13 protein-coding genes and 2 pseudogenes are annotated in these 14,146 nt (G+C 71.7%); 5 read left to right on the top strand and 10 right to left on the bottom strand.

Features of this window, described 5'->3' with window-relative positions; genetic code table 11:
- The first annotated feature begins 57 nt into the window (after window positions 1-57).
- The 4 genes from ACFZCY_RS19490 (at window position 58) to ACFZCY_RS19475 (ending at window position 3,352) form a co-directional block, all read left to right on the top strand.
- The gene (locus ACFZCY_RS19490) at window positions 58-501 is read left to right on the top strand and encodes an SPW repeat protein (protein ID WP_391173857.1); all 444 of its coding nucleotides are present in this window, start codon (window positions 58-60) and stop codon (window positions 499-501) included.
- The gene (locus ACFZCY_RS19485; protein WP_391173860.1) at window positions 498-1,568 is read left to right on the top strand and encodes an SDR family oxidoreductase; all 1,071 of its coding nucleotides are present in this window, start codon (window positions 498-500) and stop codon (window positions 1,566-1,568) included. Before ACFZCY_RS19490 ends, ACFZCY_RS19485 begins: the two co-directional genes overlap by 4 nt.
- 30 nt (window positions 1,569-1,598) lie before the next feature.
- A complete protein-coding gene (locus ACFZCY_RS19480; protein WP_391173862.1) occupies window positions 1,599-2,711 on the top strand; it encodes an NAD-dependent epimerase/dehydratase family protein in 1,113 nt (370 codons plus the stop codon).
- 116 nt (window positions 2,712-2,827) lie between these two features.
- Window positions 2,828-3,352 carry a hypothetical protein gene (locus ACFZCY_RS19475; RefSeq protein WP_391173865.1) on the top strand — a complete coding sequence of 175 codons (525 nt, stop codon included), beginning with the start codon at window positions 2,828-2,830 and terminating at the stop codon, window positions 3,350-3,352.
- 2 nt (window positions 3,353-3,354) lie between these two features.
- Here the strand turns inward: ACFZCY_RS19475 and ACFZCY_RS19470 are convergent, their stop codons facing one another.
- From ACFZCY_RS19470 to ACFZCY_RS19430, 9 genes and pseudogenes are all read right to left on the bottom strand, one after another.
- A complete protein-coding gene (locus tag ACFZCY_RS19470; RefSeq protein ID WP_391174400.1) occupies window positions 3,355-3,903 on the bottom strand; it encodes a hemerythrin domain-containing protein in 549 nt (182 codons plus the stop codon).
- A 65-nt stretch (window positions 3,904-3,968) separates the two neighbouring features.
- Window positions 3,969-5,171, bottom strand: a complete 1,203-nt coding sequence (locus tag ACFZCY_RS19465) for a hypothetical protein (RefSeq protein WP_391173868.1) — start codon at window positions 5,169-5,171, stop codon at window positions 3,969-3,971.
- A 98-nt stretch (window positions 5,172-5,269) separates the two neighbouring features.
- Entirely contained in the window at window positions 5,270-5,950 is a 681-nt protein-coding gene (locus ACFZCY_RS19460; RefSeq protein WP_391173871.1) for a response regulator, read from the bottom strand.
- On the bottom strand, window positions 5,947-7,164 hold the full coding sequence (locus ACFZCY_RS19455; RefSeq protein ID WP_391173874.1) for a histidine kinase: 1,218 nt from the start codon (window positions 7,162-7,164) through the stop codon (window positions 5,947-5,949). Before ACFZCY_RS19455 ends, ACFZCY_RS19460 begins: the two co-directional genes overlap by 4 nt.
- 117 nt (window positions 7,165-7,281) lie before the next feature.
- Window positions 7,282-9,498 carry an MMPL family transporter gene (locus ACFZCY_RS19450; RefSeq protein WP_391173879.1) on the bottom strand — a complete coding sequence of 739 codons (2,217 nt, stop codon included), beginning with the start codon at window positions 9,496-9,498 and terminating at the stop codon, window positions 7,282-7,284.
- 212 nt (window positions 9,499-9,710) lie between these two features.
- Window positions 9,711-10,432, bottom strand: a pseudogene (locus tag ACFZCY_RS19445) (ABC transporter permease).
- A gap of 71 nt (window positions 10,433-10,503) precedes the next feature.
- Window positions 10,504-10,909: pseudogene (locus tag ACFZCY_RS19440) on the bottom strand (ATP-binding cassette domain-containing protein); the annotation flags it as partial.
- An 83-nt stretch (window positions 10,910-10,992) separates the two neighbouring features.
- Window positions 10,993-11,313 carry a hypothetical protein gene (locus tag ACFZCY_RS19435; protein WP_391173881.1) on the bottom strand — a complete coding sequence of 107 codons (321 nt, stop codon included), beginning with the start codon at window positions 11,311-11,313 and terminating at the stop codon, window positions 10,993-10,995.
- A gap of 1 nt (window position 11,314) precedes the next feature.
- Entirely contained in the window at window positions 11,315-12,004 is a 690-nt protein-coding gene (locus ACFZCY_RS19430; protein WP_391173884.1) for a polysaccharide deacetylase family protein, read from the bottom strand.
- Between the two features lie 228 nt (window positions 12,005-12,232).
- Between ACFZCY_RS19430 and ACFZCY_RS19425 the strand changes: the two genes are divergently transcribed.
- Complete coding sequence (locus ACFZCY_RS19425) at window positions 12,233-13,096, top strand: glutamate synthase-related protein (protein WP_391173886.1); 864 nt, start codon at window positions 12,233-12,235, stop codon at window positions 13,094-13,096.
- Between the two features lie 28 nt (window positions 13,097-13,124).
- On the opposite strand, the gene ACFZCY_RS19420 is transcribed toward ACFZCY_RS19425, so the two are convergent.
- On the bottom strand, window positions 13,125-14,111 hold the full coding sequence (locus ACFZCY_RS19420; RefSeq protein WP_391173889.1) for a helix-turn-helix domain-containing protein: 987 nt from the start codon (window positions 14,109-14,111) through the stop codon (window positions 13,125-13,127).
- Between the last annotated feature and the right edge of the window lie 35 nt (window positions 14,112-14,146).

Here is a 14,146-nt window from a genome sequence, read left to right as displayed (position 1 = left end):
TGGGCCCGCTCCTGGTGGCTACCCGGCGCTGAACGCCTCGGAAGGAGGTTCGTCATCATGACCACGCATGGTTCCCGCATCGAAGAGCATCCCGACCTGATGGAGCTCAGGGCCCGCTACGAGCGGGCGGCGACGACTCCGCAGGCCCGGGCGGTCGAGGGGCTGACCCTGCTGGCCGGGCTGTACCTGGCCGTCTCCCCGTGGGTGGTGGGCTTCTTCGACACCGGGACGGGGCTGACCGTCAACAACCTCATCACCGGGCTGGCGGTCGCGATCCTGGCGCTCGGCTTCGGCTCGGCCTACGAGCGCACCCACGGGCTGGGCTGGGTCGTGGCGGCGATCGGCGTATGGACGATCATCACGCCCTGGGTGGTCTACGGGCCATCGATCAGCACGGGCACGATGATCAGCAATGTGGTCACCGGTGCGGTGATCTTCCTCCTGGGGCTGGCCACCTCCGCTTTCGGGATGAAGGGCGACGCCCGAGCGCAGCAGCGGTGACCGACAACGCCCCGGGCGGAAGGCCGGAACCCCACGGGCACCGGATCGTCGTCATCACCGGAGCCGGCGCCGGCATCGGCCGCGCGGCGGCGCACGCCTTCGCCGGGCGGGGCGCCGCGGTCGCCCTGCTGGCGCGTGGCGCCCGTGGGCTGGAAGCCGCCGCGCGGGAGGTGTCGGCGGCCGGTGGCCATCCCCTGCCCATCAGCGTCGACGTCTCCGATGCCGCGGCCGTCGACGCGGCGGCCACGCGGGTGGAACGGGAGCTGGGGCCGATCGACGTCTGGGTGAACGCCGCCTTCACCACGGTCTTCGCGCCCGTCCAGGAGATCGAGGCGGAGGAGTTCGAGAGGGTCACGCGCGTGACCTACCTGGGGTTCGTCCACGGCACCCAGGCGGCGCTGCGCCGTATGGTGCCCAGAGACCGTGGCGCCATCGTGCAGGTCGGCTCCGCCCTCGCGCACCGCGGCATCCCCCTGCAGGCCGCCTACTGCGCGGCCAAGCACGCCATCCAGGGCTTCCACGAATCCCTGCGCTGCGAGCTGCTGCACGACCACAGCCGGGTACGGGTCACCATGGTGCACCTGCCCGGCGTGAACACGCCCCAGTTCAGCTGGGTGCTCTCCCGCCTGTCGCGGCACCCCATGCCCATGCCGCCGATCTACCAGCCGGAGGTCGCCGCGCGGGGGATCCTGTACGCCGCCGACCACCCCGAGCGACGCGAGTACTGGGTGGCCGGCTCCACCGTCGCGACACTGATCGCGAACAAGTTCGCCCCGGGGCTGCTGGACCGGTACCTCGCCCGCACCGGCTACGACTCCCAGCAGGCGGATTTCTCCCGCGCCCCGGACCAGCCGACGAACCTGTGGGCCCCGGCCGACGGCACCGACGGCCGCGACTACGGAACCCACGGGGCCTTCGACGACCGGGCGACGTCCCGCAGCCCCCAGCTGTGGGCCTCCCACCACCACGGACTGCTGGCCGCCGCCGGCACGGCCGCCGGGGCCGCCGTGTGCGCCCTGACCGTACGGCGCGCGAGACGCGCCCCGGCGTGGCCGGGACATGGGTGACGAGCCGTTTTCGCGAGGAGGTGAGGGCCGATGACCGCGCCTGGCAACAGCACGAACACGCGGGGCCGGCGGGGTGACGGCGCGACCGGCCTGCGGGTGGTCGTCGTGGGCGCCACCGGCAACGTCGGCTCCGCGGTGGTGCGGGCGCTCGGCGAGGAGGCGGCCGTGTCCTCGATCCTGGGGCTCGCGCGCCGCGTCCCCGACTGGACACCGGAGAAGACGGCGTGGCGAGCCGTGGACCTCGGCGACCCCGATGTGGAGCTGGTACCGCACTTCCGCGACGCGGATGTGGTGGTGCATCTGGCCTGGTTGTTCCAGCCCACCCATGAGCCGGTCACCACGTGGCGCGGCAATGTGCTGGGCAGTGTCCGGGTCTTCGAGGCCGTGGCCGCCGCGGGTGTCCCCGCGCTGGTCCATGCCTCGTCGGTGGGCGCGTACTCGCCGGGGCCGAAGGACCGCGGGGTCGACGAGTCCTGGCCCACCCATGGCTGGCCGGAGGCCGCGTACACCCGGGAGAAGGCGTATCTGGAGCGCTTCCTCGACGGGTTCGAGCAGCGTCACCCGGACCTTCGCGTGGTGCGGATGCGGCCCGGCTTCCTGTTCCAGCGGCAGTCCGCCTCCCAGCAGCGCCGCCTCTTCGGCGGGCCGCTGGTGCCGGGCAGCCTGGTGCGGCCGGGACTCGTGCCCGTCGTCCCGGATGTGCCCGGGCTGCGGTTCCAGGTGCTGCACACCGAGGACGCCGCGACGGCCTACCGGGCCGCGGCCGTCCGGGACGTACGCGGCGCGTTCAACATCGCGGCCGAACCGCCGGTGGACGCCGCGACCCTCGCGGAGATCCTGGGCGCGCGGGTCTTCCGCCTGCCCCGGCCCTTGCTGCGCGGCGCGGTCGCGAGCGCCTGGAAGCTGCATCTGGCACCGGCCTCCCCGGAGCTTTTGGACGCGGTGCTGCGGATCCCCTTGATGGACACCACACGCGCCCGGCGGGAGCTGGGGTGGGAGCCCCGGCACACCGCCACCGACGCCATCGAGGAGTTCCTGCGCGGGCTGCGCCGGGGAGCGGGCGGCCCCACGGCGCCACTGGCCGCCGACTCGGCAGCGGGCCGCGTCCACGAAGCGGCGACCGGGGTGGGCGAACGCCCCTAGGGCGTGTCTCGGCTTCCGGTCCTGTCCGCTTCCGCACGCGGCACCCCAAGGGTCCCCTTATGCCCGCCTCACCCGTATGGTGGATCGACGCCACCGGAAGGAGAGGAGTGGCTTCGTTGTCCGGGGATCTGTCATCCATCATCGCCGCCACGTCCCAATGGCTGGTCCGCGCCTATCCGGCGACCGGAGGAGCCATGAGCACCGTGCTCGCCGAGGCCCAGGCCCGGCAGGCCGTGACCGTGGCCGCCTGGCTCCGGTATCCGACCGTGACGGAAGCGGCACTCGTGGCGATGGCGGGGCCGGGCGGCTCCGCCCGGCTGGAATGGCTCCTGGGCACAGAGCCGCAGGAGGTGAACGCGGCGGACCTCGCCTGGCGCACCTGGGTGGACGAGGTGGTGGCGAGCTGGGCGGCGGCCCTGCTCGCCTCGCCCGCCCTGGCCGAGGCGGCCGTGGCGGCGCTCGCCGCCTGCGAGCACGCCGCCGCCTCACCGGTCGACTTCCGGCGCCTGACGGCCCCCGACGCCCACGACCGGAAGGCGGCGCCGCTGCTGCGCCACCCGGACCTGCTGGCACCGGTCGCCGACCTGCACCACGCGCAACTGCTCGCCCGCCTGCACACCGATCCGGTGGGCACCGGCTGACCTCAGCCGTCCCCGCCCATGGCCTTGCGGATGGTGTCACGGGTGCGGTCGATCACAGCCGCCATCGGCCCGAGCGCGATGTTCTTCGCGGCGGTCTCCACGCCCGGATGCGGATGGGTGGGAGCCGTCACTTCGGCGGCCTGGACCGCCTTGGCCATGGTGGCGAGCTGCCGGGGCTCGGTGTGTCGCCGCAGTTGCGCGAATTCGTACCGCTCCTCGGCGCGGGCGTGCGCCATGACCTCGGTGCGCAACTCCCTCAGCAGGGGCATGAATGCGGCGTCGGCGGTGTCCATCCCGTCGAGGCGGCTGAGCTTCTCCTTGGCCTCCTTCTCCTCCCGCAGCCGGTCATCGACCACCGCTTCCGCGCCGTCGAAGGACCGGCGTGCCACGGGGTGCACCACTTCCTCCTCCGCCGTCTCGTGGACGGCCAGCATCCGGACCAGGCGGCGGAAGGCATCCCGCCGGTCGTCCCCCGAGGCCCGCTCCACCTCGTCGAAGAGGTTGCGGATCTCGCCGTGCTGACGCGTCAGGAGCGCCACCACATCGTCCATACCGTCAGGGGCATGGCGCTGAGCGTCGTCGGTCACGATGTCCTCCTTGAGGCCGGGGTGGGTGGTCAGTCGCGGGAGCGCTGGGACGGCGCGGGGTGCTCGCCCTCGGTTTCCAGCCGGTACTCCCGGCCGAACATCTCGCGGTGCTGCTCCATCACGCGCTTGCTCGGCGGCTGATCGCCGTCGTTGAGCCGCGCCTGCATGGCCTCGAACCGCTCGTGTGCGTCCCGTACGTAACCGGTGCCGAGCGTCGTGAGGTCCATCTGGGTGGCCAGCAGCTCACGGACGTATGCCTTGTTGGGTTCGAAGGTGAGCGCGTTCGGCAGCTCGCGGGCGACGACCTCCTCGGGCTCGCGCCCGTCGTTGCGGCGCATCAGATCACCGGCGATGCGCAGATGCTCCAGCTCCATGTTCAGGTGCAGCTCCCAGACGGCCTTCACCTTGGGGTCCGGCTCCTGCTCCATGAAGGAGTGGTAGAGGTAGCACTCGTTGTACTCATGGACCACCAGCCGCTCCCACCAGCTCTCGCCCGGATCGACCAGGGACTCGTAGTGGGTGACGTGCTCCTCCTCGATCAGCCCGATCTCCTGGTAGAGCTGACGGGCGATCGGCTCCATGTAGGTCGGGCCGACGTTCATGTAGAAATTCATGGTCTGCTGCTCCGCCGCCATGATCGTCAGCGCGTGCAGCCTGGAGAGCGGATCGACCCGCGTCCGGTCATAGGGCTCGCGGACGTTGTCGACCGGGTTGCGGTGATGGTATTCCGTCGGACGGCCCGGCATGACCTCCGTCAGCCCCTGGACGATCTCCTCCGCCTTACGGTGCTCGATCATCTCGTACAGGTTCGCGTACCGGTACAGGTGATCGAAGTCCTCCAGCACCCCGAACTGGTACGCCTGCGTGAGATACGGATCGGGCTCCATGCGGGCCACCCACGCCGTCAGGTCCACCGCCACCTGCTCGTAGGCGATCGTCGTCTCCAGCACCGAGGCGACGCCCGGCAGCAGCCAGTTCACCGCCTTCTGCTGCTGCGCCTCGACATAGCGGGTCCGGGCCAGCTCCCGCTTCACATCGAGGTCCGGGCAGTGGCGCGCCATCTGGTGGCTGAACAGGATCGCCTCGATCTCGATGCCGTTCATGGCGATGACGCGGCACCGGGTGTACGGATCGCAGCGATCCGGGTCGATGGGGGAAACGTCCAGCTCACGCCAGTTGCGGATCTGACGGTCGAGGGGGATGCCCCGCTGCTCCAACGGGTTGAACGTCATACGGACTCCTCAGGCGGGCGACAAGACTGTTCCCTACCGCGCGGGTGTCACCGGTATGTCGCTCATGGGGAACGTGCACCCCATTGCCGATGGGTCGTTCACGTCCGATGTGGGTGTGGTTTCACCAGGCCGCTCTGGTACGCGACGACGACGAGTTGCGCGCGGTCGCGGGCGTGCAGCTTGGTCATGGCGCGGTGGATGTGGCTCCGTACGGTCAGCGGGCTCAGCACGAGCTGGGCGGCGATGTCGGCGTTGGACTTGCCGTGTGCGGCCAGGGCGGTGACTTCGCGTTCGCGGTCGGTGAGGGCCTTCACGGCGTCGGGGAGGGCGAGGAAGCCGTCGGTGTCCGGGGTGGCCAGGAAGCGGGTGATGAGGGCCGCGGTGGCGGCGGGCGACAGCAGGGCTTCGCCCGCCGCGACCGTGCGGATGCCCGACAGGAGGACGTCGGGGCTGACGCCCTTGCCGAGGAAGCCGCTCGCGCCCGCGCGCAGGGCCTTGGCGACGTTCTCGTCGTTCTCGAAGGTGGTGAGGACGAGGATGTGGGTGTCCGCCAGTTCCGGCCGGGCGCAGATGGCGGCGGTGGCCGTCACTCCGTCGGCGTTCGGCATGCGGATGTCCATGATGACCACGTCGGGCCGGTGCGTCGCGGTGAGGTCGACGGCTTCGTGTCCGTCGGCCGCCTCCGCGATCACCGTCATGTCCTCGGCCGAGTCGATGAGGATGCGGAAGGTGGCGCGCAGCAGGGCCTGGTCGTCGGCGAGCAGGACGCGGATGGTCATGTGGCGGGGCTTTCGTCCGGGCTGGTGACGTGGCTGTCGATGTGGCTGTCGAGCGGAAGGGTGCAGGCGACCTGGAAGCCGCCCTGCGGGCGGTGGCCGGCGTGGAGGGTGCCGCCCGCCGACGTGGCGCGCTCGCGCATGGTGAGCAGGCCGAAGCCGCCGTGGGAGCCGGGCGCCGCCACGGGGTGGTCGGTGGCGGTGTCGTTGGTGATGGTCAGGGTCAGGTAGTGGCGCGCGTACCCGAGCCGGACCTGTGCGGTGCGGGTGGCGGCGTGCTTGGTGACGTTGGTGAGCGCTTCCTGGATGATCCGGTAGGCCGTCAGGTCGAGTACCGGGGGGAGCGGTTGCTGCCGCCCCTCGACGGTGACGGTGACCTCCAGGCCCGCCGCCGAGCAGGAGTCGACCAAGTCGGGCAGTTGGCGCAGTCCCGGCGCGGGGGCCAGGTCGTCCGCCGGGTCGGTGTCCTGCCGCAGCAGTCCCACGGTGGCCTTGAGTTCGCGCAGTGCCGCGGCCGTGGTGCCGGGCAGCTTGTCGATGATCTCGAAGGCCTTGTCGGGGTGGGTCCGCGCGAGGTGCTTCGCGGCACCGGCCTGGGCGTCGGCCAGGGTCATGTGATGGGCGACCACATCGTGCAGTTCGCGGGCGATGCGCATGCGTTCCTGGATCACCCGGTGCCGTGCCTCTTCCTCCCGTCGGCGGTCGGCGTGCTCGGCACGGGCCACGGCGTACTCGCGGCGTACCCGGATGTAGCTGCCGAAGGCCGCGGACAGCAGGATCCACGCCGCGGGATTGACGACGCCGATGATCAGGGAGTGGAGGAAGGAGGGGAGGAACACGCCGGTGAGGGCCACACATGTGGTGGCCGCCAGCGCACTGTTCCAGGTGGTGCGGCGCGGGGTGCGTACGGCGGTGAGGTACTGCGCGGTCAGGAGCGGGGCCATCAGCAAGGGCGTCATGAGATAGCCCAGCGCGCCCTGGGCCGTGGTGCACAGCGCGGTCGCGACCAGGACCTGCAGGGGCCTCCCCCGTTGCCAGTGCTGCGCGGCGCAGGCGACGGCGGCGATCGCGATGCCGCGCCAGACCGGCGGCGGCTCGGGCGTCACCGCCCGGGCGAGGACGACACCGGCGACGGTGACGGCGAACAGCAGGCCGAGTGACGCGGCCTCGACGGCCTTCGGACGGGCCGCCGCCCGGCGCCGCAAGCTCGTGCTCATCACGCTCCGAGAGAAATCCAGGGACGAACATGCTCACACACCGCGGGTCGCGGCGCCGTCGTTCTCGGCACCGCGACCGGCGATACGGGCCTCGGACACGGGCCTCGGGTACAGGCCTCAGATACGGGCCGTCTCCCGCGGCACGGGCTCGTCGCCCGCCGGTGCGGCTCCCGGTCCAGGTGACGCCGCGAGCCCCGCTCCCTCGACGTCGACGCGGGGCAGCAGCCGGTCGAGCCGGCGGGGCAGCCACCACGCCTTGTCGCCCAGCAGCGCCAGCACCGCGGGCACGAGCGCCATGCGGACGATGAAGGCGTCGAACAGCACCGCGACGGCGAGGCCGAAACCGATGGTCTTGATCATCGACTCGTCGGCGCCGACGAACCCGGAGAAGACCGCGATCATGATCACGGCCGCGGCGACGACCACCCGCGCGCTGTGCCGGAAGCCGGTGACGACCGCCTGGGGAGCGCGGTCCCCGTGGACGTACGCCTCCCGCATGCGGGCCACGAGGAACACCTCGTAGTCCATCGCCAGGCCGAAGACGATGCCCACCAGGAAGATCGGCATCAGGCTCATGATGGGACCGGCCTGCTCCACGCCGAGCAGTTCCGCGCCCCAGCCCCACTGGAAGACCGCCACGACCGCGCCGAGGGCGGCCAGCACCGACAGCAGGAACCCGAAGGCCGCCTTGACGGGCACGAGCACGGAACGGAAGACCACCAGCAGCAGGATCAGTGCCAGCACCACGATGACGGCCAGATAGGGCACGAGCGCGTCCTGGAGGGCCTGCGCGACGTCGATGTCCAGCGCGGTGCTGCCGGTGACCTCGAAGGTCGCCCCGGTGTCCCGTTCGAGATCCGCGCGCTCGGCGCGAATGCTCTGGACGAGGTCCTTGGTGCGCTCGTCGTTGGGGCCGGTGGCCGGGACGGCCGAGAAGAGCGCCGCGTCCCCGGCCGGGTTGAACCGCGCGGGCGAGACGGACACGATCCCGCGGGTCGCGCGGATCTCCTCGGCGATCGCGGTCACGGCCCCCTTGGGGTCGGGGGCACCCTTGACGTCCGCCACGATCGTCAGCGGTCCGTTGAAGCCCGCGCCGAAACCGTCCGCGAGGGCGTCGTAGGCGCGCCGTTCCGTCGACGAGACCGGCTTGGACTCCGCCCCCGGCATGCCCATCTCCAACTGGGCGGCGGGCAGCGCCAGGGCGCCCAGGCCCGCGACGCACACCACCAGGACGGCCACCGGGCGGCGCAGCACGAAACGCGCCCACCGGGAGCCGCCGTTGCCGGTCGGCTGGGCCGCCGGGCCGCCCTTGCGGGTACGGCGGGACAGTACGGCGTCGGGCCACATGCCGAGCAGGGCCGGGACCAGCGTCAGGGCGATCAGGACGGCGACGACCACGGCGCCCGCCGCGCACAGGCCCATCTTGGTCAGCATCGGCACGCCGACCACCGTCAGACCGGCCAGCGCGATGACAACCGTGAGACCGGCGAAGACCACGGCGGAACCGGCCGTGCCGACCGCGAGGCCGGTCGCCTCGCGCGGGGCGTGCCCGTTCGCGCGCTCCTCCCGGTAACGGGAGACCACGAACAGGGCGTAGTCGATGCCGACCGCGAGTCCGAGCATCGTGGCGAGCGTCCCGGTGGTCATGGAGAGACCGAAGACGCTGCCCAGGGCCATGATGGCGGCCATGCTGATCCCGATGCCGACGACGGCGGTGAGCAGGGGAAGACCGGCGGCGGCGAGGGATCCGAAGGTGATCAGCAGGACGACGGCGGCCAGCACGATGCCGATGGCCTCGGACGAGCCGCCCGCCGCGGGCTGTTCGGCGAGGGCGTTGCCTCCGACCTCGACCGTGAGGCCCGCGGCGCGAGCCGTGTCGACGGCCTTCTCCAGGGCGGCCTTGTCCGCGTCCGTGAGGTCGCGGGCCTTCGCCTGGTAGTTCACCGTGGCGTAGGCGGTGGAGCCGTCCTTGCTCACCGCACCCGCCGTGAACGGGTTCACGGCCCCGGCGACCTCGGGCGCGTCGGCGGCCTGCGTCACCAGTGCCTCGATGGCCGCGCGGTTGCCGGCCGCGGTCACCTTCTCCCCGTCGGGTGCGACGAACACGATCCGCGCGTTGGCACCGTTGGCGTCCGAGCCGGGAAAACGCTCTCCGATCAGGTCGAAGGCCTTCTGGGCCTCGATGCCGGGCAGGAAGGACGTGCCGTCGTCGGAGGCGGCCGGAGCCTTGGCGGCGCCGAGACCGACGGCGCCGAGGAGCACTGCCCACAACAACGTCACGAGCCAGCGCCGCCGGAAGGCGGTCCGGCCCAACCGATAGAGCAAGGTAGCCACGGGAAACGGATCTCCAGTCCTGGGTGGGGGTAGGAGACCAGCCTGGCCGGAGAGCCGTCCCGAGGCATCGTGCCGGTGCTGGCACTGCCGCCTGGTGCCGGCACACCAGACGGACGTGGCCCTGTCCTCCCGGAGGAGGAGTGCTCGCTACCGCTCGAGTATGAGACCCGCGCGACGCCGGGGCGCCTGCCGGGCCGGTGGTGCGCACCGGGTCAGCGCGCCGGCCGCCCCAGCAGCGAGGAAGCCGCCGCGATACCGGCCGCCGCGGCCAGCACCCGGACGGTGTAGTCGAGTGCGAGGTGGTCCGGAGTGCCCAGCAGCAGTCCGCGCAACGCGTTGACCTGGTAGCTCAGCGGATTGGCGGTGCTGACGGCCTGGAGCCAGCCGGGCATGAGGGCCACCGGATACAGCGCGTTGGAGCCGAAGAACAGCGGCATGGTGATGGCCTGGCCGATGCCCATCAGCCGGTCGCCGGTCAGCACGATCCCCGCGATGGTCATCGACAGGCAGGAGAAAAAGGCCGATCCCAGGACCACCGTGAGGGCCACCCCGAGGAGCCGCAGCGGATTCCAGGTCAGCGCCACCCCGAGCGCCACCGCGATGACGATCACCACGACCGCCTGGATCAGCGCCTTCACCCCCGCGGCGAACGGCCTTGCCTGATCTGGATCCCGTAGAAGATGGCGATGAACATCGCGGACTGGGCGATGATGCCGGGTGCGAGATAGTCGATGTACGGCGTGCCGCCGGTCGGTATGGCCTTGAGCCGGGTGAACGTCTCGCCGAAGATCAGCAGCCACAGGGCGGGCTGGACGGCCCGCGTGTACAGCTCGGTGCGGTCGTGCCGCAGCTTCTGCAGCTCGACCACGCACATCGCGCCGACCCGCGCGGGCAGTATCCGCCAGCCGGCGCGGGCGCGCGGCGCGGTCACCAGGGGGTCGGGCGGACCGTCCGGCGTGAGCGCGGCGGCCTCAGCCGACCCGTGACGCGGTGCGACGGCTCGGAGCGGAGCCGGCCGGGCGTTCCGAGGGCGTGGATCCGGCCTCGGTGCATCAGAGCGACACGGTCGCAGTACTGATCGGCCTCATCCATGTAGTGCGTGGTGACCAGCACGGTCATCCCGGTGGCGGCCCGTACCGCGTTGATGTGCTCCCACACGCTGGTCCGGGCGATCGGGTCCAGGCCGATGGTCGGTTCGTCCAGCATCAGCAGCCGGGGCGCTGACCAGCGCCTGGGCCAGTTCGAGGCGGCGGATCATGCCGCCGGAGTACGTCTTGGCGAGCCGGTCGGCCGCCGGGGTGAGATCGACCGCCTCCAGCACCCGCGCCACGCGCGCGGCCCGCTCCCGGCGGGTCACGTCGAAGACGCGGGCGAACAGCTCCACGTTCTCCCGGCCGGTGAGCCCGGCGTCATCGACCGCCTTGATCTCCCCGAACGCGTACCCCAGGCCGTCGCAGACGAACGCGGCCGGAGCGGTGCTTCCCTGGGTGTCGGTCATGGCCCTTCCACCTCCTCGTGCAGGTTCTCGGCCAGTCTGCGCAGCGCCGGAACGGCCGCGGCCAGGCTCGCCCGGTCGCTCTCGGACAGCCGCGCCACCTGCTCGCGGACCAGCGCACCGCGCCGTGCCTGCCACTCCCGCAGCCGGGCCACGGCGGCGGGGGTGGCCGTCAGCAGCGCGGACCGCCGGTCCTCGACCTCGCTCCACGTGGCCGGCAGGGGCAGGCCGATCACGTCCTCGTGAAAGCGCCGGGTGGCTTCCTGATCGTCGACCGTCCAGGCGTGGTGGTGGAGGCGAAGGGACAGCTTCTGGCGCATGTCACTCAACTCCCGCCGTGAGATGGGATACGGAAGACAGCGGTCGGCCTTGCCTGATGGGCACGCACGCGTCGGGAAAGCCGCTGACGATCTCGGCGCCCATCGCGGCCACCCCGTCCAGGAACGCCGGCAGGCGGTCCATGGCTCCGGTGGCGATGTCGTGAAGGACCACGACAGCCCAGTCGGTGCGGGCCACGCCCGCGAGTGCCCGGTCCACCCAGCCCGTGGGGTCTTCCCAGTCGCGCGGCAAGGTGTTCCACAGCACGCACGTGTAGCGGTGCCGCTGGAGGTACCGTACGGCCGCCGGGCTGAACACCCGCTCGTCGAGGACGCCGCCGCCGGCGTACGGCCGGAACAGCCGTTCGCCTCGTGTCGCGCTGGTTCCGGCCAACGCGTCGATATCGGGCTCGATGGCGGTGATCTCCGCGTCCACCGCCGCCTCGGGATCCTCGGCGGCGCCGAGCTGCAGGGTGTGGGTGGCGGTGTGATGCCCGATGCGGTGGCCCTCCGCCACCGCACGTGCCGCGAGAGCCCGGCCGCCCGCCTGTCGCAGCCGGGTGCCGACTACGAAGAACGTGGCGGTGGCCCGGTGATCCGCCAGCACATCCAGTACGTCCCCGGTGACGCCCGGGGTCGGCCCGTTGTCGAAAGTCAGCGTCACCCGCCTGCGATGGGCACCGATGTCGGACATGGGCGACCTCCTACGGCGTTGGTGCGGTCCTGACGACCGTAGGCCATGCGCAACGGCGGCCCCGGTGGCGCATATGTTCTGTCGGCATGCCGCTGTGGTTCAAGTGCGCGCTGGTACAGGCCTTTTAGCCTTCGAGAGGGAGGCACACGCCGCTTCCGGTCGTCCCCGGAGTGGCCCGGTGCCCCGGTCCCCCTGAGTCCCGCAGTCCGCCGTTCGATGGAGAACCACGTGCCCGACTTTCCCCTTCCGGGCCTGCGGGCGAAGACTCCGGTGGTCGTGGGGTCCGGGCGTCTGACGGGCCAGGAGCGCACCATCCGGAGGTTGCTGGCGCAGGGAGCGGGGGCCGTTGTCACGCAGACCATCCATCCCTGTCCTCCCGAAGCCCCGGACGAACGGATCCTGCGGCTGCCCGTCGGCATGCTGGGCAGCACAGCCTGCTCCAGACGCCCGGTCGACCACTGGCTGCGGATGCTGCGCTCCTTGGCCGACGAATCCCTGCCGGTCATCGCCTCCGTGCACGCCGACTCACCGGCGGAACTGGGCATGCTCGCGCGAGCGGTCGAGATCACCGGCTGCCCGGGGGTGGAACTCGGTGTCTCGTGCGTCGATGAGGAATCGGGATTGGAGGACGACAGCCCCCAACGCGTCTACGACTACACGTCCGAGACACGCTGCTGGGTCGAACTTCCTCTCTCCGTCAGGCTGGCCGTCGGTGAGGGCCTGGAGGACCGGGTACACGCCGCGATCGCCGGTGGCGCGGACGCCGTCACCATCTCCCCGCGGACCGGCGGCCCGGAGCCGGGCGAGACGTCCGGCCACGGCTGTGCGGGGCCCGGGGCCGTACCACCGGTTCTCGCGGCCGTCCGGCGGCTGCGCAAGCGCGGTTTCGCCCTGCCGATCGCGGCGCGCGGCGGCGTGACCTCCGGCCGCGACGTGGTGGACTACCTGCGGGCCGGAGCCGATGTGGTGCAGGTCGACACGGCGCCGCACACCGACGCGTACGGCGCTCTGCGGTCCCTCGTCACCGGGACCGAACGCCTCCTGACCGGCGCCGACACCGACACCGCCCGGTCCGCAGAAACCGCTCCCTGACCCCAGCTGACGAGATCACGTGCGGCCTTCACCTGCGCGGCGATCCCGCGTCGGCCGGAAGGACGGCCGTCGGCCGGGCGTATTCGGTGGGGGTCTGGCCGTAGCGCTTCTTGAAGGCCCGGTTGAAGTGGCTGCTGTCGGCGAAGTGCCAGTGCGCTGCGAGTTCGGAGATGCTGAGGCCGGACGGCGCGGTGAGAGCGAGGCGGGCCTCTTCCAGCCGCCGGTGGCGGATGTAGGCGGTCACCGACTCCCCCGTCGCGGCGAAGGCCCGCTGGAGGGTGCGTACGGAGACGTTCAGCTCACGCGCCAGCATCGTGGGAGAGAGCTCGGGGTCGGCGAGATGGCGGTCCGCGAAGTCCTTCGCGGCCTGGGCGAGCGCGGGAGTCAACAGGGGCTCCACATCGTCGAAGCGACGCATCGCCACTGCCTTGGCCAGCTCGATCAGCGTGCCGCGGACGGCCTGCACACCGGCCGGGCTCAAGTCGGCGACGGTGGAGTGGACCATGTTCGCGTGGGCCACCAGCAGCCGCACCTCGGCCCCATCCGCCGGCCCTTTGATGGTCCGGCCCCCGAGCAGCGGTTTGAGCGCCCCGGCGGGCAGGATGATGTTCTGCGCCACGGTGTGGGGCGCCGTCTCGAAATTCGCCAGCCGCCCTCCGTGCCGGAGCAGGAACTGCCCGCCGGATACGGTGTGCGTGCCGCTGTCGGGCGAGCCGTCGATGATCCATGCGCCGCGCCGCACCAGGAACATCTGCACCCAGTCCTCATCTCCGTTCGGGCCGGGCGCGGTTCGCAGGGGCAACGCAGTGTGGAAATCGGTGAGTACCACGTCGCGCAGCTTGACGACGCGGCCCTTGACCCGGAAGTCGTCCGTGGTGGCCGGGCTGAAGGTCGTCAGCGGCAGGCCATCACCGAGCCGTGCCTGCCACTCGCGCCTGAAGGCGTCGAATCCCCCGGGTGAGGCAACCGGGCGTGTGGAGTCCCAGCGGAAGCTCACGCGCGACGCGTCAGCCACCCCTCCACCACTGTCCATCGCCGGTCGGCCCACCT

The sequence above is a fragment of the Streptomyces sp. NPDC007983 genome, assembly GCF_042958345.1.
Classification (GTDB): domain Bacteria; phylum Actinomycetota; class Actinomycetes; order Streptomycetales; family Streptomycetaceae; genus Streptomyces.
Note: the sequence above shows the minus strand (reverse complement) of the source record. Positions and strands in the feature narration are given on the sequence as shown.

Bases quoted from the DNA above. Each gene is read 5' to 3' on its own strand.
- ACFZCY_RS19490 (WP_391173857.1), top strand. From the start codon at position 58: ATGACCACGCATGGTTCCCGCATCGAAGAGCATCCCGACCTGATGGAG.
- ACFZCY_RS19480 (WP_391173862.1), top strand. From the start codon at position 1,599: ATGACCGCGCCTGGCAACAGCACGAACACGCGGGGCCGGCGGGGTGAC.
- ACFZCY_RS19470 (WP_391174400.1), bottom strand. From the start codon at position 3,903: ATGGACGATGTGGTGGCGCTCCTGACGCGTCAGCACGGCGAGATCCGC.
- ACFZCY_RS19465 (WP_391173868.1), bottom strand. From the start codon at position 5,171: ATGACGTTCAACCCGTTGGAGCAGCGGGGCATCCCCCTCGACCGTCAG.
- ACFZCY_RS19460 (WP_391173871.1), bottom strand. From the start codon at position 5,950: ATGACCATCCGCGTCCTGCTCGCCGACGACCAGGCCCTGCTGCGCGCC.
- ACFZCY_RS19455 (WP_391173874.1), bottom strand. From the start codon at position 7,164: ATGAGCACGAGCTTGCGGCGCCGGGCGGCGGCCCGTCCGAAGGCCGTC.
- ACFZCY_RS19435 (WP_391173881.1), bottom strand. From the start codon at position 11,313: ATGCGCCAGAAGCTGTCCCTTCGCCTCCACCACCACGCCTGGACGGTC.
- ACFZCY_RS19430 (WP_391173884.1), bottom strand. From the start codon at position 12,004: ATGTCCGACATCGGTGCCCATCGCAGGCGGGTGACGCTGACTTTCGAC.